A 19,784-nucleotide genomic window follows, 5' to 3' on the forward strand; every position below is an offset into this window, starting at 1 on the left:
ATCAAAATCACATTCATCAAATAAATTACAAAAATCACAGTTCAGACGACTTAATCATCTTCATCATATAAATCACGTAAATCATAGTTAAGATTTCAAAGGTAAAACTCTATGATCAGTCGAGACAAAGCCCCAACGGCTCAAGAAACTTTTATGCAGATGGCGCAAGCAGCCGGACTGAGAGGTAGGCTGCTTGTAACTGTCGGTATTTTAATTTTGGTTCGCCTGGGGATATTTTTGCCTGTTCCAGGAATTGATAGACCTAAGTTTGCTGAGGCTATATCGGGCAACAATTCCATCTTCGGTTTATTGGATATATTCTCTGGGCGGGGACTCTCTACTTTGGGGATCTTTGCTTTGGGGATTTTGCCCTTTATTAATGCCTCCATTATCATCCAATTGCTCACTGCGGCTCTGCCATCTTTAGAAAATTTACAGAAAAATGAAGGGGAAGCAGGTCGGCGGAAAATATCACAAATTACCCGCTATGTGACAGTAGTTTGGGCAATTATTCAAAGTGTAGCTTTTTCGGCATTATTCCTCCAACAATTTGCTCTCAACCCAGGTCCAATATTTGTCGCAGAAACTGCGATCGCCCTTACTGCTGGTTCAATGTTCGTTATGTGGGCATCGGAACTGATTACTGAACGGGGGATTGGCAATGGGGCATCTTTGTTGATTTTTGTCAACATTGTGGCTTCTTTACCCAAATCTCTGGGAGATACCATTGACTTGGTACAAGTTGGTGGACGGGAAATTGTTGGGCGTGTCATCGTCCTTGTACTAGTTTTTATGTTCACAATCGTGGGTATTGTGTTCGTGCAAGAAGGAATGCGCCGCATCCCTATTATTTCTGCTCGTCGTCAAGTAGGCAGAAGAGTTTTAGCAGAACAGCGGAGTTATTTACCCTTACGGCTTAATTCTGGCGGGGTAATGCCGATTATTTTTGCAGCAGCAATCCTGAGTTTGCCACTTTTAGTCGCCAATTTCACTAAAAATCCCGAATTAGCAAACATTGTTAATACCTATTTAAGTCCCGGTGGTTCTGCACCTTGGGTATATGCCCTCGTTTACTTAACTTCCATTGTTTTCTTTAGTTACTTCTATTCTTCGTTGATTCTCAACCCAGTAGATGTGGCTCAAAATTTGAAAAAAATGGGTTCTAGTATTCCCGGTATCCGTCCCGGAAAAGCTACTAGTGAGTATATCGAAAAGGTGACAAACCGACTGACTTTTTTAGGAGCTATCTTTTTAGGCTTGGTGGCGATTATTCCTACAGCCGTAGAAAGTGCTTTGAAAGTTCCCACCTTTAAAGGTCTGGGAGCAACATCTTTGTTAATTTTGGTTGGTGTAGCAATTGATACGGCTAAACAAATCCAAACTTATGTTATCTCTCAGCGATATGAAGGAATGGTGAAACAATAGTGACGCGATTAATCTTCTTGGGACCACCGGGTGCTGGTAAAGGAACTCAAGCTCAAACCTTGGCTGCATTTTTGCAGATTCCCCATATTTCTACAGGTGACATTTTACGTCAAGCCATTCAAGACAAAACAAATTTGGGAATACAAGCCCAAAGTTTTATGGATAAAGGCGAATTAGTCCCCGACAAATTAGTAGAAGATATGGTTGAAGAACGCCTGAAACAACCAGATGCTAAAACAGGTTGGATTTTAGATGGCTTTCCTCGTAAAGTTACACAAGCAGAGTTTCTAGTAGCATTACTCACAAGTCTAGGACAGGGTGGTGAAAAAGTAGTCAATCTGGATGCACCAGATGAAACTGTTATTACCCGGTTACTAGGACGCGGACGAAAAGATGATACTGAAGAAGTAATTCGTCGGCGCTTGGAGGTTTACCGTGATGACACTGCACCCTTAATTAACTATTACAGCGATCGCCAAAAACTCCTAACTGTCAACGGTAATCAGTCCCAAGAAGAAGTTTTTACCGATTTGAAAAATATCATAGCTGCTTAAAGAAACTCAGGGGTAGCGGTCTATGTCGGCAGAGAGAAAAAACAAAATTTTCCCTTCCCTAATTACCTCGCCCCTATCTTCCAAGCCAGGCGCAAGTCAATTTTAGCTAAGATGTATTAATAAACTGTTGATATTTTCTCTAATTGTGTTCTTGATGCCCATGAAAGTGTACAAGGACAATAGGAGATTGTTGAGTTGAGGAAAAAACTTGTCTAAGCAAGATCTAATCGAAATGGAAGGGACTGTCACCGAATCGTTGCCTAATGCAATGTTTCGTGTTGACTTAGATAACGGCTTTAATGTCCTAGCACACATTTCTGGGAAAATTCGCCGTAATTACATCAAGATTTTACCTGGCGATCGCGTCAAAGTTGAATTAACACCTTACGACTTAACCAAAGGTAGAATCACCTATCGCCTGCGGAAGAAATAAATCTATAGCAGGAGTCATCGAGTCACCGAGTCACCGAGTCAGGAGCTAAAAACCCTTGATGCTTGGTTTTTGGTTGAAATTTTGTACTTAGTTCACCTGCAATCTGCTGTATTTAGAAAATCCTACCATAAATCAATTGGTCTTTTTCTAGTTACATAACTGAAATATTTCTTCTAGAAATGCTATAATTTACTATTTGGAGTCAATTTTAAAAGGCGTTAGTAACTCAGCCCTAAAAAGGACTGAGCTTGTAAGAAATTGCAAGCTGTACTGACCAGTCTAAGTCTTAACTGACTACGTTTTTTGAGTCACGACACCCACCGAATGCGTAGCCCCTTCGGGGTTCAGCAGTCGCTCATGGGGGAAACCCCCAAGACCGCGCTGCTTCACTAGTTCCCTGCTCTGTCATTTGCAATTAAACAGTTTTAAAGTCACTGAAACAGTGTTGCAAGTCTAAAAAGCTCTTAAAACATTGACGTTCGCGCAGCGTGCCGTAGCATCAGCTAACATTACCCCAGAAATGGGAGGCTATGAGTGAGCAAAACATTATGCGTACAGAGTTGGGAAATTTGAATCGGTAATTGTCCCGTTGAAAGTACATCACAAAAGTACCCCGAATTTCTTGATTCCAAGGCGGTAATGACAAAATATTCAAGGCGGTTAAAACCGCACGATTCGTGGCTGGTGAGCCATGTCGAACCATCCCTCTCAGCACGCTTTGTGACTGAGTTTCCCACGTACCACAAGGTCTTATGAAAGTCAGAGCCTCAGTTAAGAAAATTTGTGAAAAGTGCAGCGTGATCAAGCGTCGTGGTCGCGTGATGGTGATTTGTGAAAATCCCAAACACAAACAACGCCAAGGATAGAAACTATCTATCAAAGCAAAGTTAAAACCGCGACAATTAACCGGACAAGAAAAAATTATCGCGCTTTGCTAAATGCAACTACGAAAACAATAGGGAGAGATTCATTGTGGCACGGATTTCCGGAGTAGACCTTCCACGCGATAAGCGTATCGAAATCGGTCTAACATACATTTACGGAATTGGCTTAACTAGATCACATCAAATTCTCGCAGCGACTGGTGTTAACCCAGATACCCGCGTCAAAGAACTGTCCGATGCTGATGTGGCAGCCCTCAGAGGAGAAATCGAAAGCAACTATCAAGTTGAAGGAGATTTACGCCGTTTAGAAGGACTAAATATTAAGCGTTTAGTTGATATTGGCTGTTACAGAGGTCGGAGACACCGCATGGGCTTACCAGTGCGTGGACAAAGAACCCGTACCAACGCTAGAACCAGACGTGGTAGAAGACAGACAGTGGCTGGTAAGAAGAAAGCCCCTGGTAAATAATTTCTCTAAACTTGCTGCAATTAGCAAGTTGTACCTTAAATTCACTAAAGAAATATGGCCAGACAACCAACAAAAAAATCCGGGAGCAAAAAGCAGAAACGGAACGTACCCAATGGGGTTGCCTACATTCAGTCTACCTTCAACAATAGCATTGTCACGATTACCGATCAAAATGGAGATGTTATCTCCTGGGCAAGTGCTGGTTCTAGTGGATTTAAAGGGGCAAAAAAGGGAACACCCTTTGCCGCACAAACCGCTGCTGAAAGCGCAGCTAGACGAGCCACAGACCAAGGAATGCGGCAAATCGAAGTTATGGTGAGTGGTCCTGGTGCAGGTAGAGAAACCGCGATTCGGGCGCTTCAAGGTGCAGGATTAGAAATTACACTCATTCGGGATATTACCCCAATTCCCCACAACGGTTGCCGTCCACCCAAGCGCCGTCGAGTTTAAGCTTTTCTCCTCTAACAGTTAACTGTCAACTTTTGACTGTTGACTGTTGACTTTTGAATTTTGAATTTTGACTTTACGAAGTGAGGGAGGCTACTCCGTGGCGCAGTTTCAAATTGAATGTGTAGAGTCTAATGCTGAGGAAAGTCGGAGCTATTACAGTAAGTTCGTTCTAGAACCCCTAGATCGCGGTCAAGGGACAACTGTTGGCAACGCGTTGCGGCGGGTTCTACTTTCTAACTTAGAAGGAACATCAGTCACAGCAGTGAGAATTGCTGGTGTCAGTCATGAGTTTGCGACAGTTCCAGGGGTAAGGGAAGACGTACTGGAAATGCTCATGCGAATGAAGGATGTCATTCTCAAGAGTTATTCTTCTCAACCCCAAATTGGTCGGTTACTCGTTAACGGACCAGCAACAGTAACTGTGGCACATTTCGATTTACCTAGTGAAGTAGAAGTGATTGACCCGACCCAGTATATCGCCACCATCGCCGAGGGTGGAAAACTGGAAATGGAATTTCGGATTGAGCGAGGCAAAGGCTACCGGACTGTAGAACGAGGCAGAGAAGAAGCCACATCTTTGGATTTTCTCCAAATTGACTCAGTGTTTATGCCCGTACGAAAGGTCAACTATAGTGTTGAAGAAACTCGTGACGATGGCTTTTTGAAAGATAGACTTCTTTTGGAAGTATGGACTAATGGTAGTATTTCTCCTCAAGAAGCACTATCATCTGCTGCTGGAATTTTGGTAGATTTATTTAACCCATTAAAAGATATCTCCTTAGAACCAACAGACACAGGTTCCGATATCCCCGATGATCCCACAGCACAAATTCCCATTGAAGAGTTACAGTTATCTGTTAGAGCTTATAACTGTCTAAAACGCGCCCAAGTAAATTCCGTAGCCGACTTATTGGATTACACCCAAGAAGACCTTTTAGAAATCAAAAACTTTGGTCAAAAGTCAGCGGAAGAAGTAGTGGAAGCTTTACAGCGTCGCTTAGGTATTACTTTACCTCAAGAAAGAAGCTCTAAGCCTAGCTAAATCAAAACCCAATAAATGAAACTTCATTAGTGCATTGTTATGCGTCATCGTTGCCGAGTCAAACAACTTAGTAAACCAGCGGATCAACGTCGCGCTCTTCTCAGAGCTTTGACAACAGAGTTGGTACGTCATGGTCGAATTACTACAACTTTAATCAGAGCTAAAGTTGTCCGCAGTGAAGTAGATAAAATGATTACCCTAGCTAAGGATGGCTCTTTAGCATCTCGTCGGAAAGCACTAGGTTATATCTACGACAAAACCCTGGTTCATGCACTATTCGAGCAAGCTCCTACTCGGTATGCTAACCGTCAAGGTGGTTATACTCGCATTTTGCATACCGTCCCCCGTCGCGGTGATCATGCTGAAATGGCGATTATTGAACTAGTTTAAAGTTATTGGTTATTAGTCATTGGTCATTGGTAAATCGCAAAGAAAAACCACTGACAACTGACAACTGACAACTGACTAAATTATGTTAGAAAGCCGCCAGCAAAATCAGACTCAGCGAGTAGCCTTAGTCATTCAGTATATAGGTACTCATTTTCACGGCTGGCAAAGACAAAAAGGACAGCGAACTGTTCAAGAAGAGATAGAAACAGCTATAGCCACTGTGCTAGGGTATCATGTGACACTACACGGAGCAGGTCGAACTGATTCTGGAGTCCATGCTGCCGCTCAAGTAGCTCATTTTCAAGCCGCAAGTTTAATTCCTGCTCATAGGTGGGCAAAAGTTCTCAATGGCTACTTGCCCCCAGGTATATTAATTAGGGCATCAGCAGGTGTAAGTGAAAGTTGGCACGCTCGTTTTAGCGCGATTTACCGACGATATCGCTACACTATCTACACTGAGGAGTTACCGAATTTATTCGCGCAGCCTTTCAGTTGGCATTATTATTATGCCCCTTTAGATGAAGCCTTAATTAGGTCTGCCTTAAAACCACTGCTGGGAAAACACCATTTATCTGCTTTTGAACGGGCTGGGTCAGCGCGATCGCATTCCTGGGTAGAAGTGCAAGCAGTAGAATGTCGTCGGAGTGGATCATTTATCCATATTGAAATTCAGGCTGATGGATTTTTATATGGCATGGTGCGGCTATTAATCGGAATGGTAGTACAAGTAGGTTCTGGTCAGCGGACTCTAGATGACTTCACTGATATCTGGCAACAGGAACGTCGGGAAGAAGTGAAATATTCTGCACCTGCTCACGGGTTATGCTTGTTGAGAGTCGGTTATCCCGATTTTCCCTTTCCGCCAAAAATTTGGTATGACACCCAACCATACCTAGTCATGAATAATCAATGTCTAAACTATGATTTTCATGATTTGTGTGATTAAGATGATTAAGCTATCGCCTTGAATTTTGACAAGGCACTGACAAAGGACAAACAAAATGAGTAGTAAAACCTACCTTCCCCCTCAAGCATCTCTTGAGCGTGATTGGTACTTAGTAGACGCGACAGATAAACGTCTGGGTCGTCTGGCGAGCGAAGTCGCTATGATCCTCAGAGGTAAAAGAAAAGCTGAATATACTCCCCATTTAGATACAGGGGATTTTGTGATTATTATCAATGCTGAGAAAGTGGCAGTTACAGGTAAAAAGCGCACTCAAAAGCTTTACCGTCGCCATTCTGGTCGTCCCGGTGGTATGAAAACCGAAACTTTCGCCAAGTTACAACAGCGATTACCAGAAAGAATTCTCGAACACGCTATTAAAGGTATGTTACCTAAAAATAGTTTGGGTAAACAGTTATTTACCAAACTGAAAGTGTATGCAGGCCCAACTCATCCTCATGCAGCACAACAACCCAAAGAAATCACAATTAGTACAATTCCTGGAGAAAACTAATGCAGGTAGCAGAAATTACTAGCGGACGTGCTGTTTATTGGGGTACTGGTCGTCGGAAAGCCTCTGTCGCTAGAGTTCGTCTAGTTCCCGGTGAAGGGAAAATGACTGTTAACGGTAAAGATGGAGATTTGTATTTCCAATTCAATCCTAACTACTTAGGCGCGATTAAAGCACCTTTGGAAACCTTGGGATTGGAAAGCGAGTATGACATCGTGGTGAAAGCTGAAGGTGGTGGCTTAACCGGACAAGCAGATTCTATTCGTTTAGGAGTTGCTCGTGCTTTATGTCAACTTGACCCAGATAACCGTTCACCTTTGAAAACTGAAGGCTATTTAACTCGTGACCCACGAGCTAAAGAACGGAAGAAATACGGTTTGCACAAAGCCCGCAAAGCTCCTCAATACTCGAAACGCTAAGATAGGAGTCAGGAGTTCAGAAGTTCAGAATTCAGGAGTATGGCTAACGCCACCCTATGCCTTCAGCACAGTACGTGAAAGCTATCAGAATTCAGGAGTTCAGAAGGAAGAGGGAAAAACTTTTTACCCAGTATCCAATCTCCAGTTCCCTATTCTCAGTTCTAAATTTATATAGATTCCCCACAAAAAAACAATGGCTAAACCTGATATTCATCCCAAATGGTATCCAGATGCTAAAGTCTACTGTAATGGTCAAGTAGTTATGACCATTGGTGCTACTAAGCCCGAACTCCACGTAGATGTTTGGTCTGGAAATCACCCTTTCTACACTGGTACTCAGAAAATGATTGATACGGAAGGTCGTGTAGAACGCTTCCTGCGTAAATATGGTATGTCCAGCACTCAAACTGGCGACGATAATCAAAAGTAGCTGGTTGGCTGTAGCTGTTGATAGTGTGGCGGAAGCCACAGACGACCCTGCATAGTGCTGGGTCGCTTGTCATTTAATGCTTGAGCCAACTTGTTATTTTTTAGGAGCATTTATAGTCATCATGGCAGAATCATACTTACTGGAGAAACTTAAATCTGTTGAACAAACTTTTCATGAATTAACACGCCGTTTAGCCGATCCTGATACTGCTAGTAATCCCGATGAGTATCAAAAAATTGCTAAGTCTCGTTCTTCTTTGGAAGAGGTAGTTAATACCTATGAAACTTGGAAAACAGTCCAGGATGAATTGGTAGGGGCGCGTCAGATCCTCAAAGAGTCCAATAGCGATCTAGAGTTGCATCAAATGGCAGCAATGGAAGTTAGTGAACTGGAAGAAAAGCTAGGATATTTGGAAAGCCGCTTAAAGGTGTTGCTGCTACCCCGTGACCCCAACGATGATAAAAACATTATGTTGGAAATCCGCGCTGGTACTGGTGGTGATGAAGCTAGTATCTGGGCTGGGGATTTACTGCGGATGTATTCCCGCTATGCTGATGTCCAAGGTTGGAAGGTGAAGCTGGTCAGCGAGTCCTTGGGGGAAATGGGCGGGTTTAAAGAAGTAATTCTAGAAATTCAAGGTGATAGTGTTTATAGTAAGCTGAAGTTTGAATCAGGTGTACATCGTGTTCAGCGTGTACCAGCAACGGAATCGGGAGGAAGGGTTCACACTTCGACTGCGACTATAGCGATTATGCCAGAAGTGGATGAAGTGGAAATCCACATTGACCCGAAAGATATTGAAATGAGTACGGCGCGTTCTGGTGGTGCGGGTGGACAAAACGTGAATAAGGTGGAAACAGCCGCTGATTTGTTCCACAAACCTACGGGGATTCGGATTTTCTGTACTGAAGAACGGAGTCAGTTGCAGAATAAAGAACGGGCGATGCAAATTCTCCGGGCTAAGTTGTATGAGTTGAAATTGCGAGAACAACAGGATGCTGTGACTTCCATGCGGCGCTTACAAGTGGGTACAGGTTCTCGTTCGGAAAAAATTCGCACTTACAATTATAAAGATAGCCGGGTGACTGACCACCGTTTAGGTCAAAATTTTACCCTTAACCCTATTTTGGAAGGTGATATAGAGACGGTAATTCAATCTTGTATATCGCAAGATCAACAAGAAAGGTTAGCAGAATTAGCCGCTTCTGGTTCTAGTAGCTAATTTACCTCATAAATATCTTAGAAAACCGCTTGTTGTTATTTTTTGCACTTACAGGCGGTTTTCTTATGGGAATGGGAAGGATTGATTGCTTTTACTCCTCATTTTCATTAACCAAGTAGTATTGACCTTGATTTACACGATAAACTTCTGATTTATTTTCCCCATCGTCACAAAACTGTACTTCAATTCCCACAGCTTGAGAAATCCAATTGGCGTTATTAAAATATTGTTGAACTGAAAAACCTTCTGCTGGATATGTGCGACACCAAGCAGGCCAAACCTCTGGTTTCCAAATATAGCCTTCAGCTTTGAGCAGGTCTTTAATTGCAATAGTACCGTTGCTACCTTTACCATCCTGATTACCAACTTTAACAGTAATATACCGTATAGTCCCCACACCAATAAAAGGTTGATAATCTGACCAATTTAATACAGAAATTTTCGTTCTGCTGTTTAATTCGTCAAGAAAAGGTGATGAATTTGTACTTTCTGTGATAATAAATAAAGTTTCAACTGCACGAGTTAAAGCAACATAAAATAAACGTCTTTCTTCATTTACTACAGACTCAATGCTATCACCAAAGACACGGGTAAACATTAAATCAGGATGTATCAAGGGATAACAACGAGGAATAGCATCAAGTATTATAACTACATCTTTTTGAAGACCTTTATATTTGTGTGCAGTTGATATAGTTACTAATTTTCTTGATTCTTCAGGAAGGTATGAATGCACTAATTCTAAAAAACTCTCAAGTGTACCATTTTTATATTTACTCCTTTTATTTTGATAATTCACATACCAAGGTAAACTATTTTTTCGACTGAGTAATACTACTTTTTTACCTTGTTTAATAGTCTTGTTAATTAGACGTAAGATAGCAGGTGTTATATTGTCACCAGAATAATTTTCTTGCTCTGTGGGAGTTGGTTCAAAGCTAGACATATCAGCAATATTAACTATTCCAGGAATCTTTTTATCAGCGCGAGCAGGAGTACCCAAACCTTGCATTAACTTATTACCAATATCAACAATAGAAATAGCTGAACGGTAATTTGTAGCTATATTTAATTTATGTGATGGCTGGAAGAATTGGTGAAAATCCTGATAAAATCGGAGGTCAGAACCAGCGAAACCATTAATTGCTTGCCAGTCATCACCAACGCAGAAAAATAGTGCTTGAGGATTTTGCTTTCTGATGGCTTCTATTAGATTATAGAATAGTTCCGAAAAGTCTTGATATTCATCAATCATGATGTATCTGAGACTTTTTAAATCACCAGTTCCTAATCTACGGCGAAATATAGTTTGTCCTGATGCAAGTACCTCTACAGCTTTTTGCATTAGTCCATCAAAATCTTCTTCACCTCTATCCTCAAGACATCTTAAATAGGATTTATAAAATCTATGTGCTAAATTCAAAAATTGTTCTTCAATCTTACTCACACATTCGTGTTTATAAATAATTTTTCTTAACTCTTCTGAAGTTAAAGAAAGTTTACGGCATCGTTGAATAAATCCTTTTACTACTGTCGTAAATCTATCTATTGATCTATCTTTTATCCTTGACCAAATTGTTTCTTCACTCAGTCGGTTACATTGAATACCTAAATTTTCTAACTTATCTTTGAGTAATTCACAAAAAACTTCTGCTCCTTGATCTTTAAGAGGTCTTGGTGATAATGCTATTAACTGCCAGTTGGGACGATTTGCCCAATACTCTCGCTTTTCATGGGACATATCATCATAATCTGGATCTCCTTCTAGTCCAAAATATTCAATAACTATTCCCTGTTTTTCTCCAGTCAATATTGTAAAATCAGGACGGTAATTTATGCCATTCCACCAAAAGTTACGCTCATATTTGTATTTAATATTATGTTCAAATAAAAAGTTAGCAATTAGTTTTTCACCAAAAGATTTATAGTAGTTACCATCAATTCCTTCTCTTGGTAATGAGCGACGATAACGCAGCATTTCTTCTGGAGTTTTATCATAGCCACCTGAAATTATGCGCTCCCAGTCTTCATGAAATGCTGCCGTCATCAAATCTCGTATTTTTGCATAAAATATTGGGTGTTGTAAGTATTGATCAATTATAATCTGTAAAGCGCGGCTTTGGTTCTGTTCTCCATCTGGTTCATCAAAAAGAATATTTTCAGGATGAACTAAGGCATAAGCTAAGGCATGGAAAGTCATTGCATGGGGAACAGAATTTTGTAATTCTAACTTTAGACGTTCTCGCATTTCTTCTGCTGCTTTGCGATTGAAGGCTAAAAGTAACATTTCCCCTGGTGCAATACCACAATGTTTCTGTAAAAATATTGCTCGGTTGACTAATGTTGATGTTTTACCACTTCCTGCTCTAGCTATTACTTGTATATGACTTTCAAGAGTGCCAATTGCTGCTACTTGTTCAAGATCAGGAGAGGAGTTTAAATTAGTGTTTACCCAATTTTGGATGTACTTTAATTTTTCCGATTGGTATTCTTTAAATGATATATATTCTGTACAATTTGCTTCATAAAATTTATCAGCATTAAGAAAGTTGTTTTCAAGTTCATTTTTTATATTTTGTAGTAAAGATAATCTTTGAGCATTTCTTCTTTCAATTTCTAATATTTGAGCCTCGCGTCTTTCTGCTTCTCGTTTTTGTGCTTCCAGTTTTTGAGCATTTCTTCTTTCAGTTTCTAATCTTTGAGCCTCGCGTCTTTCTGCTTCTCGTTTTTGTGCTTCCAATTTCTCAGCTTCACACCTTTTTTTATTTTCTTGTTCCATTTGCTCTATTAATGCAAGTCTTTTTTCCAAAGAAAGGGGTAATTCCAAAAAAAAAGGTGGTTCTAAAGCATTAAATTCTCTAATAAATCTATTTTTTTCATACCTACAAGTATAATTACCAACATAATTATAGGCAGACTGACTCCAAGCAGGGTAGGTTACCCCAATCTCTAGAATCGTACTGTTTAGTGAGCTATCATCTTTTAATAAAAATGAAACTCTTCCTTTTCCTCTAACAATGTGGATAACTTCTCTTCCCAAAAGTATTTCCCAGAGGTCATCATTATCACCAATAACCTCTGCAAACTTTTTAACAGTATCAATCTGTGAACTGCTATCCATAAACACCCCTCTATCATAATCAGCAATTGTGAATAAATTGCTAGTAGCGTTATTTTATATAATTGTCATAGTTGTAACATAGATAGGGTACAATTTAACATCAACATTATTGATGATGCTTGTAAAATTATCTTTAACTTCTCTAAGGATGAGGAGTTATTATAAATGGTTATATAACTTTTATCCCTGCTCGAAATTCCCGCAGCGCTTGAGCATGATTTTCTATATTAACACAACGCATCAATAAATCTACATCTAAACTCGGTAAAAGTTGCGATTTACTAACAGCTTCATATCCCTCATTTCCTAAACTATAAAACAATAATTCATCATTCATCCAAAACCAAACTTCAGGAATTTGTAACCGTTTGTATGCTTCCAGTTTATTAATTCCTCCACTACTAACAACTACCTCAATTACTAAATCAGCACGTTTGCTATTTGGTCTCAATTCATAAGATTTATCGCTTTCTTTTTTAACTTTTTCAAATTCATTTTCTAGGGTAACAGAACCAGTAGGAGTAAAATCTAATTCCAAAAATTCTAAATAAATTTCTAGTAAAGCCCCAATACGTTCTTTGATAGTTTCGTGTTTTTTTCCTGGCATTTTCCGAATCTCCAATACTCCATCTAAAAAGGATAACCTTAACCCTGGGCGCTCAATTAGCTGTTCAACAGCTTTAAATTCTCTCCAGGTTAAGTCACTAATTAAAATAGGTTCTGCTTCTCGTTCAATGAGTGTAGTTATCATAATTTAAACCCAAATTTAGAGATTGAATTTTGCTCAACGCGAGATAATACAAAAACAGAGTCTCATGAAAAACATCATGCAAGCATACGAACTCAAAGGAAAAATTGATCAATCTGGTAACTCTTAAGGACTAAATACCTTAAACCACCTATTTAGAACTGTATTGATTGTTTGTTTGATTTGATGGTTGCGATTCCATCGTTGAAAAGCGATTTCGTAATCTTCACCTTGGGTTTGAAAAGTATTCCAAATATCTAAGGATATGGCTAATCCGCAACCTAGTAAGATATAAAGTGACCAAGAAATACCACCACTAATGGCATCCATTGCTAGGAAAAAAACATTAATAATTGCGTAATTTCCCAGACGTTTTTTAAATTTACTTTGACGATAAAGATTAAAAGCTTGACGCTGTTCAACTTCGTTTTGTTTACCTAACCAATCCCGTTCCGCTTGTTGGAGGATATCGGGTGATATTTGTAACTCTGTGGCAATTTCCACTATCTGCTGATAGGAAAATTCTTGATCATTATCGTCTACTTGACGGGCGATCGCTAATTGCAGAATTTGCTGGACATCATCTTGACTGTAGGAACGCAGGCTGTCAGAGTTAAATGCTGTCATAATTGTTACTCAAATAATAGTTTTAATAGAGAACCACGCTACCATCAGCAATATTTACACCATTTCTAGGTTAGCAAATTTAAACCAATCTGGTGTTCAATTAGTTATGGTTGGGAAAAAGATATATAGCCGTTATTAGATGAGGCAAGGGCGCAGGGGCTGCGCTCCTACGGGTTTTCAAGCAGCATTATTATGAAAACTTTTTTATTCATCTCCTGTGGAATCTAATTTAGCCACGCATAAGGGATTATTCAAGGCAATCGTTAATCATACATATATCCATTACCAAGAAGTCAAAAAATTCCATCCTTCTTTTTCGTCTCCTTCCTCTTCTCCTTTTGAAGTGTTGACATTTTCTCCTTGAAGTACATGATTGTATTCTCCTGAATCAACCCATTTTAATAATTCCCCTGTCCGCATCACTAACCAAGAAAGATTAGAATCTGAATAACTTAATATTTTCGTAACTTGATCTAAACTATCAACACTATTAGCAGCAAATTCGCGGGATTGAATGAGGAAATCTTCGATCACATGAGGAGTTAAATACTCTTCTGGTAAACCTGCAAGTTTCATCAGTGCGGTCGTTGCCACATCAATATCCTGACAAGCTAATAAACCAGCACGGTCAGCAGTGAACTTTGCCATCATTACCCAATTATATAACGCTAATTCTACACCACTAGCTATCAATCCTCCTAACCCTAATGTGGTACTGCTGATCCATATCTTTAATACTGGCATCACAATTGACATTTGATGATAAATCATGTGCTGACTTTTAATTCGAGCAATTTCGTATCCAAAAATAAACAGCAATTCATCATAATTTAACCATTCCATTGCTTCTATATTAATACCAACAATGGGTTTTTCTACGCCAATAATATAGGTTCTAATATGTCCTGTACCTCGAAATAAATACAATTCAGGAATAGTTGTCACATCAAGAATTTGGCAAGCTTCTAATAATGGTTGATACAATTGGGGAAAATTCCGAGGTGTGACTCTGATTTCACTAGCAATACTTTGTAATCTCAGTAAACGATCAATACCATATTCGTTGACTTTTTTGAGTAAAGGAGAAAGTCCAGGCATACTTTGTAAAGAAGCTAAGGCTTTTTTATCGAAGGGGTGTTCGTAGGCTGTTGAACTAAGTCCAGTTAATATTTTTTTGGTCATGGGTAGTAATTTTAATTAAATCGGTTGATTCGATAGATTCGATAGATTTTATAAAAAAGATAAAATCCAGGGAATAAATTCCCTGTCTCATAGCTAAAGTCGGTTAAAACCGACTATTTTTTCTTTATTTATGCTATTGAGAACATAAAATTTGATTTTTAGTTATAGGACTTTCGCAAAACAGAATCAAATTATAGGTAATACCCTGCGGGAAGCAAGCTACATGAATTACCATTAGAGGATGTTTGAAAAGTTTTGAATGTATAGACTGACCCCTCTCCAAACCTCTCCCCTGCAAGGGGAGAGGCTTTAAAACCCCCATTCCCTTGCAGGGAAGGGGGGTAGGGGGGTTAGGTTTTTGGAGATTACGGGTTTGATATAATACTTTTCAAACAACCTCTTACACAAGAATAAGGTTTACGGCTGCACCACGCAGGGTATTAGCCACATTTTACGTAATTCGTAAGTTAATTATAGTGCGTTTCAAGGTACTTTAGCTATGAGACTGGGAATTGATTCCCAGGCTTTCTTTTGTTAGCCAGTTCCAATACAGGTTGTGGTTGAAAATGTTCCATCACATACTCCTTAATAACAGGTTGTAAGATATATTTACCTGCTTTTTGTTCAATTAAACAACGTGAATATAACCTTTCTATTCCTTGCCAAAAATGGGATTTAGAAACATGAGCTAATTTATTTGCTAAATCAGTAATTGTAATTTGTGAGTTAATTGCCAAATAGTACATGATTTGCTGTTCCAAAACTGAGAGACAATTTAACTGTTGTTCCAGCAACTTGTGAAGATGAGTATTGACTAATAGGGTATTTTGTGCTAGGAATTTTTTAATATCACCATTAAATAAGTTAATGATGGTATTGACAAGTATTTTTATTTTTAAAGGATTATTGCCATATAAATTGCATAATTGGTATTTTTGTTCATCTGTTCCCAGCATTTGTTGTGATTGCAGTAGAGAAAAGGCTACTTCTGATGAACCCAGCAATCTCAAAGAACGTACAGATGATAACCAGTTTTCCAGTAAGCTGATTTGGGCAGGTTGATTGCGACAGGTGAAAATTAGACAACTTCGATGATTGGTTTCGGCAATCATTTGGATAAAACGACCGTAGTTGAGATTAAGCTTGTCTAACTCTGTTTCTAAATCATCCAAGATAATCAAGCAACGATATGTACACAGATAATGGAGAACTCGATGGATTTTTGGTTTGCTTTCCTGGTCATTGGATATCAAAGACAGCAAATCAGTTATCATCTCATCAAAGGATAGGACTGTAGGCACTGAACGCCAAAAAATGTAATCAAACTGATCATGAATCTGTTGTGCTAGTTGGGTAGCTAAGGTTGTTTTCCCAACTCCACCCATACCAAATAATCCTAACAGACGACAGCTATCTTGTAAAATCCATGACTTTAGCTGTGTCAGTTCTTTGTTGCGTCCGTAAAATGCCGAAATATTAACAACAGTTCCCCAGTCGTGAAATTCATTTAAATTTGGTTTTTTTTTACGTATTTGTGCGTATGCGGGGGGGAGTGGATATTACTTCAATACTGGTAATAATTTCTCGCCAATCTAGATTTAATCTGCGACATAGTTCTTCAAAGTTGGCATAACTAACAGGTTTACCAGTCAGGAAGTTGCTAATTGTAGCTAAAGATAATCCTGTATCATGAGACAAAGCTCTTTGGTGGGGATAGCCATTGTGTGTGACTGCTATTTTAACTTTGTCAATTTGGTCATTATGAACGCATAGTGATCTTGACATTGCTTATCTTTGATTACTGTATAACTTAATCAGTATATATTAGATTGTCCAATTATATCTTACGTATATTCTCATCTTTGTGCCAGTTAAAGATGTGGCATGGGGATTATATTTTTAACTACGGACTATGTATTAACAAAATTCAGTCATAAGTCAGGTTAAGTCAGGATAAGTCAGTACGGAAGTCAGTACAAGGTTGGGTAAACTGGGGAAATTAACTTTTCCAATACAAATTAATACAGGGTTATTTTCATGACAGCATCTACCAAAACCGTTGTTTTTATTGATCCTAACGTTGCTGACTGGCAGGATCTAGTTAATGGTGTCGAACCTGGTTCACTCGTGTTTATTCTTGACCCCCAACGGGATGGAATTAGGCAAATTACCGATAGATTAGCAACGCTGACAGATATTGATAGTGTTCAGATTATCTCTCACGGTGGAGATGGGAGTTTGCAGCTTGGTTCAAGTGTTTTGAACTCAGAAAACCTCAATGGTTATAGTTCACAATTGCAGCAGTGGGGTAAATCTCTCACCGCTACAGGAGACATTCTGCTGTATGGTTGCGATGTGGCTCAGGGATTTGTAGGTAAAGCGTTTGTCCAGCAAATTAGTCAATTAACTGGGGCTGATGTAGCTGCATCTGATGACCTGACTGGTAGTGCTGTATTGGGTGGAGACTGGGTTTTAGAATATGCCACCGGATTAATTGAAGCGCCTCTGGCTTTGCAAGTTCAGGCAATGGAGGCTTATACTTCCGTTTTACCAGATTATGTTGTAGGTGGATATATAGGCTCTTGGAATCTTAATTCTAATACTCCAACTTCGACTCCATTTAATAAACTAACACATTTATTCTACTCATTTGCAAATGTTAATGCAGATGGTACGGTGACACTACCTAATGATGGAGATGCTTTCAATGACATCACTAAACTTCAACAAATTAAGGCTCAAAATCCTAACCTGAAAATCATGCTTTCCATTGGTGGAGCAATAGAACCAGATTTTAGATCTGCTGTTGGCTCGAAAAGTACGGAGACAACGAGAACAAATTTTGTCAATTCTGCTATCAAATTGATGAATGATAATGGTTTTGATGGAATTGACCTTGATTGGGAAGGGCCTGAATCTAAAGTGGTCGCTAATATCAATCCAGTTAATGAAAATCCACTATACATCAATTTACTGAATGCATTAAACCAAGGGATGGGTGACAAGCTATTAACTACTGCCCTTTATGCTTCTAACTGGAGTTTAACAGGAGAGAATGGTAGCCCATACAACTTAGGTGAAAATTTGAATTGGAATGGAAGTAATAAGTCTGTTTTGGCACACACTTCCGATATTGTTGACTTCATCAATGTCATGGCCTATGACTACAGAGGCAGTTGGACAGGTGATACGACAACAGGACATCAAGCGGCTTTGGGGAACACCACCACAACTGATACTGTTGCTTGGGCGGTTAACTACTATATAAACAAAGGCGTTGATCTTAAAGACATTGTACTAGGGATTCCTCTCTATGGTCGTGACTGGACTGGTGTAAATGCGGGAGCAACCAATGGTCTAAATATGACAGGTACTCCCACAGTAGTTAATCCCCTTTCCGAAATAAGACCTTACAATGAACTCTATCCAAAATTATCGGGGACTCCTGTTAATACAGTTGGCGCAAATGGCTATGGATATTACCGGGGTACGACTGTCATTAATGGTGTTACTTACGACGAAGTTCCTCATATCTACAATTCTCAACTAAAGGAATTCATTACCTACGAAGATACAAAATCAGTTCAAGCCAAAACTAATTACGTCAAAAACCTGGGACTCGGTGGTGCGTTCTTCTGGGAAACCCCACAGGATCTGCCCGTTACTAATCCTGATTCCTTAATCAATGTTGCGGCGACAAACTTAGGGTTTAATAATGTTGTTTTACCCAGTATTACCTTAGCAGTATCATTCTTCAGCAGCGTTGCTGAAGATGGAAATCGGAGTGACGGAAATACCTTTAGGAGTAGCTTAAGTTACACCTTCACCCGCACAGGAGCAACAACCAACGCCTTAACTGTTAACTATGGCATCACTGGTACAGCCGACAGTAGCGACTATACAGGTGCAACACCAGGAACAGGAAAAACCATCACCTTTGCTGCGGGTGCAAGTACAGCCACTCTCACTATTTACCCCACACCAGATACCGACTTTGAAAATGATGAAACCGTTCTTTTAACTCTGGCTTCAGGAACAGGTTACACCATTGGTACAACCACAGCCGTCACGGGAACTATTACCAATGATGATAGTGTTGTTGTTTCCCCCAGCATCACCCTAGCGGTATCACCCAGCAGCGTGACTGAAGACGGAACTACCAACCTAATTTACACCTTCACCCGCACAGGAGCAACAACCAACGCCTTAACCGTTAACTACGGCATTGCGGGTACAGCTAACAGTACAGACTATACAGGAGCAACACCGGGAACAGGAAAAACCATCACCTTTGCGGCGGGTGCAAGTACAGCTACTCTCACTATTAACCCCACAGCCGATACCACCGTTGAAAGTGATGAAACCGTTCTTTTAACTCTGGCTTCAGGAACAGGTTACACCGTTGGTACAACCACAGCCGTGACGGGAACTATTACCAATGATGATGGCACAAATACAATGGTCAATTTTGGTAATATTTATACGGCTCACACAGACTTAACTCTAGCGCAAGGATGGACTGGCTTTGATAAATATCCACGCCAGTTAGCAGATGTAAATGGTGATGGACGTGCTGATATTATTGCCTTTGGTTATGATCATGTCTTTGTATCTATTGGAAAAGCTGACGGCACTTTTGCACCTAAAATTACAGCCCTGAGTAATAATTTTTCTTACGCAACGGGGTGGACTAGTTTCGAGCAATCTCCACGCCAGGTAGCAGATGTCAATGGTGATGGTTATGCTGATATTGTCGGTTTTAGTTCTAACGAAGTATCAGTGGCTCTGGGCAATCAAAATGGTGTCTTTGGTACTCCAAAAACAGCCCTTCTTGGAGATTTCGTCCAAGCAGGGGGATGGAATAGCTTTGATCAATATCCACGCCAGTTGGCAGATGTCAATGGTGATGGACGTGCTGATATTGTCGGTTTTGG

General features: G+C 39.8%; 20 protein-coding genes. 14 read left to right on the forward strand and 6 right to left on the reverse strand.

Annotated features, from left to right (window positions below):
- Positions 1–111: 111 nt before the first annotated feature.
- From secY to prfA, 13 genes are all read left to right on the forward strand, one after another.
- Positions 112–1,425, forward strand: a complete 1,314-nt coding sequence (secY, locus tag FJR37_RS09590) for a preprotein translocase subunit SecY (RefSeq protein ID WP_027402089.1) — start codon at positions 112–114, stop codon at positions 1,423–1,425.
- Positions 1,425–1,979: an adenylate kinase gene (locus FJR37_RS09595; RefSeq protein WP_027402088.1), complete on the forward strand. Its 555-nt coding sequence runs from the start codon at positions 1,425–1,427 to the stop codon at positions 1,977–1,979. The genes secY and FJR37_RS09595 overlap by 1 nt, the downstream gene beginning before the upstream one ends.
- 208 nt (positions 1,980–2,187) lie before the next feature.
- On the forward strand, positions 2,188–2,412 hold the full coding sequence (gene infA, locus FJR37_RS09600) for a translation initiation factor IF-1 (protein ID WP_006276978.1): 225 nt from the start codon (positions 2,188–2,190) through the stop codon (positions 2,410–2,412).
- 752 nt (positions 2,413–3,164) lie between these two features.
- Positions 3,165–3,278 carry a 50S ribosomal protein L36 gene (gene rpmJ / locus FJR37_RS09605; protein ID WP_015079193.1) on the forward strand — a complete coding sequence of 38 codons (114 nt, stop codon included), beginning with the start codon at positions 3,165–3,167 and terminating at the stop codon, positions 3,276–3,278.
- Between the two features lie 106 nt (positions 3,279–3,384).
- Entirely contained in the window at positions 3,385–3,765 is a 381-nt protein-coding gene (gene rpsM / locus FJR37_RS09610) for a 30S ribosomal protein S13 (protein ID WP_027402087.1), read from the forward strand.
- Between the two features lie 54 nt (positions 3,766–3,819).
- On the forward strand, positions 3,820–4,215 hold the full coding sequence (gene rpsK, locus FJR37_RS09615) for a 30S ribosomal protein S11 (protein WP_015079191.1): 396 nt from the start codon (positions 3,820–3,822) through the stop codon (positions 4,213–4,215).
- A 97-nt stretch (positions 4,216–4,312) separates the two neighbouring features.
- Complete coding sequence (locus FJR37_RS09620) at positions 4,313–5,257, forward strand: DNA-directed RNA polymerase subunit alpha (protein ID WP_027402086.1); 945 nt, start codon at positions 4,313–4,315, stop codon at positions 5,255–5,257.
- Positions 5,258–5,296: 39 nt separating this feature from the next.
- Positions 5,297–5,647 carry a 50S ribosomal protein L17 gene (gene rplQ, locus FJR37_RS09625; protein WP_027402085.1) on the forward strand — a complete coding sequence of 117 codons (351 nt, stop codon included), beginning with the start codon at positions 5,297–5,299 and terminating at the stop codon, positions 5,645–5,647.
- Between the two features lie 82 nt (positions 5,648–5,729).
- Complete coding sequence (gene truA / locus FJR37_RS09630; RefSeq protein ID WP_174763408.1) at positions 5,730–6,593, forward strand: tRNA pseudouridine(38-40) synthase TruA; 864 nt, start codon at positions 5,730–5,732, stop codon at positions 6,591–6,593.
- Positions 6,594–6,648: 55 nt separating this feature from the next.
- Positions 6,649–7,104: a 50S ribosomal protein L13 gene (gene rplM / locus FJR37_RS09635; RefSeq protein WP_027402083.1), complete on the forward strand. Its 456-nt coding sequence runs from the start codon at positions 6,649–6,651 to the stop codon at positions 7,102–7,104.
- Positions 7,104–7,520, forward strand: a complete 417-nt coding sequence (gene rpsI, locus FJR37_RS09640) for a 30S ribosomal protein S9 (RefSeq protein ID WP_039201058.1) — start codon at positions 7,104–7,106, stop codon at positions 7,518–7,520. The genes rplM and rpsI overlap by 1 nt, the downstream gene beginning before the upstream one ends.
- A 193-nt stretch (positions 7,521–7,713) precedes the next feature.
- Positions 7,714–7,950, forward strand: a complete 237-nt coding sequence (gene rpmE, locus FJR37_RS09645; protein ID WP_039201059.1) for a 50S ribosomal protein L31 — start codon at positions 7,714–7,716, stop codon at positions 7,948–7,950.
- 121 nt (positions 7,951–8,071) lie between these two features.
- Positions 8,072–9,172: a peptide chain release factor 1 gene (gene prfA, locus FJR37_RS09650; RefSeq protein ID WP_168465889.1), complete on the forward strand. Its 1,101-nt coding sequence runs from the start codon at positions 8,072–8,074 to the stop codon at positions 9,170–9,172.
- 91 nt (positions 9,173–9,263) lie between these two features.
- On the opposite strand, the gene FJR37_RS09655 is transcribed toward prfA, so the two are convergent.
- The 6 genes from FJR37_RS09655 to FJR37_RS09680 form a co-directional block, all read right to left on the reverse strand.
- Positions 9,264–12,293, reverse strand: coding sequence for a UvrD-helicase domain-containing protein (locus tag FJR37_RS09655; protein WP_168465890.1), 3,030 nt, complete (start codon positions 12,291–12,293; stop codon positions 9,264–9,266).
- A 169-nt stretch (positions 12,294–12,462) separates the two neighbouring features.
- Positions 12,463–13,044: a Uma2 family endonuclease gene (locus FJR37_RS09660; protein ID WP_168465891.1), complete on the reverse strand. Its 582-nt coding sequence runs from the start codon at positions 13,042–13,044 to the stop codon at positions 12,463–12,465.
- A gap of 123 nt (positions 13,045–13,167) precedes the next feature.
- Complete coding sequence (locus FJR37_RS09665; protein WP_168465892.1) at positions 13,168–13,668, reverse strand: 2TM domain-containing protein; 501 nt, start codon at positions 13,666–13,668, stop codon at positions 13,168–13,170.
- 282 nt (positions 13,669–13,950) lie between these two features.
- Complete coding sequence (locus tag FJR37_RS09670; protein WP_168465893.1) at positions 13,951–14,850, reverse strand: M48 family metallopeptidase; 900 nt, start codon at positions 14,848–14,850, stop codon at positions 13,951–13,953.
- Positions 14,851–15,347: 497 nt separating this feature from the next.
- Positions 15,348–16,382, reverse strand: a complete 1,035-nt coding sequence (locus FJR37_RS09675) for an NB-ARC domain-containing protein (protein WP_168465898.1) — start codon at positions 16,380–16,382, stop codon at positions 15,348–15,350.
- Complete coding sequence (locus tag FJR37_RS09680; RefSeq protein WP_168465894.1) at positions 16,375–16,635, reverse strand: helix-turn-helix transcriptional regulator; 261 nt, start codon at positions 16,633–16,635, stop codon at positions 16,375–16,377. The genes FJR37_RS09675 and FJR37_RS09680 overlap by 8 nt, the downstream gene beginning before the upstream one ends.
- Positions 16,636–16,887: 252 nt before the next feature.
- Here FJR37_RS09680 and FJR37_RS09685 point away from each other — a divergent pair.
- Positions 16,888–19,784 (forward strand): glycosyl hydrolase family 18 protein (locus tag FJR37_RS09685; RefSeq protein WP_168465895.1); only part of this gene is annotated, 2,897 nt, incomplete at its 3' end.

Origin of the sequence: Aphanizomenon sp. UHCC 0183 (genome assembly GCF_009712065.1) — a bacterium.
Lineage (GTDB): Bacteria > Cyanobacteriota > Cyanobacteriia > Cyanobacteriales > Nostocaceae > Dolichospermum > Dolichospermum heterosporum.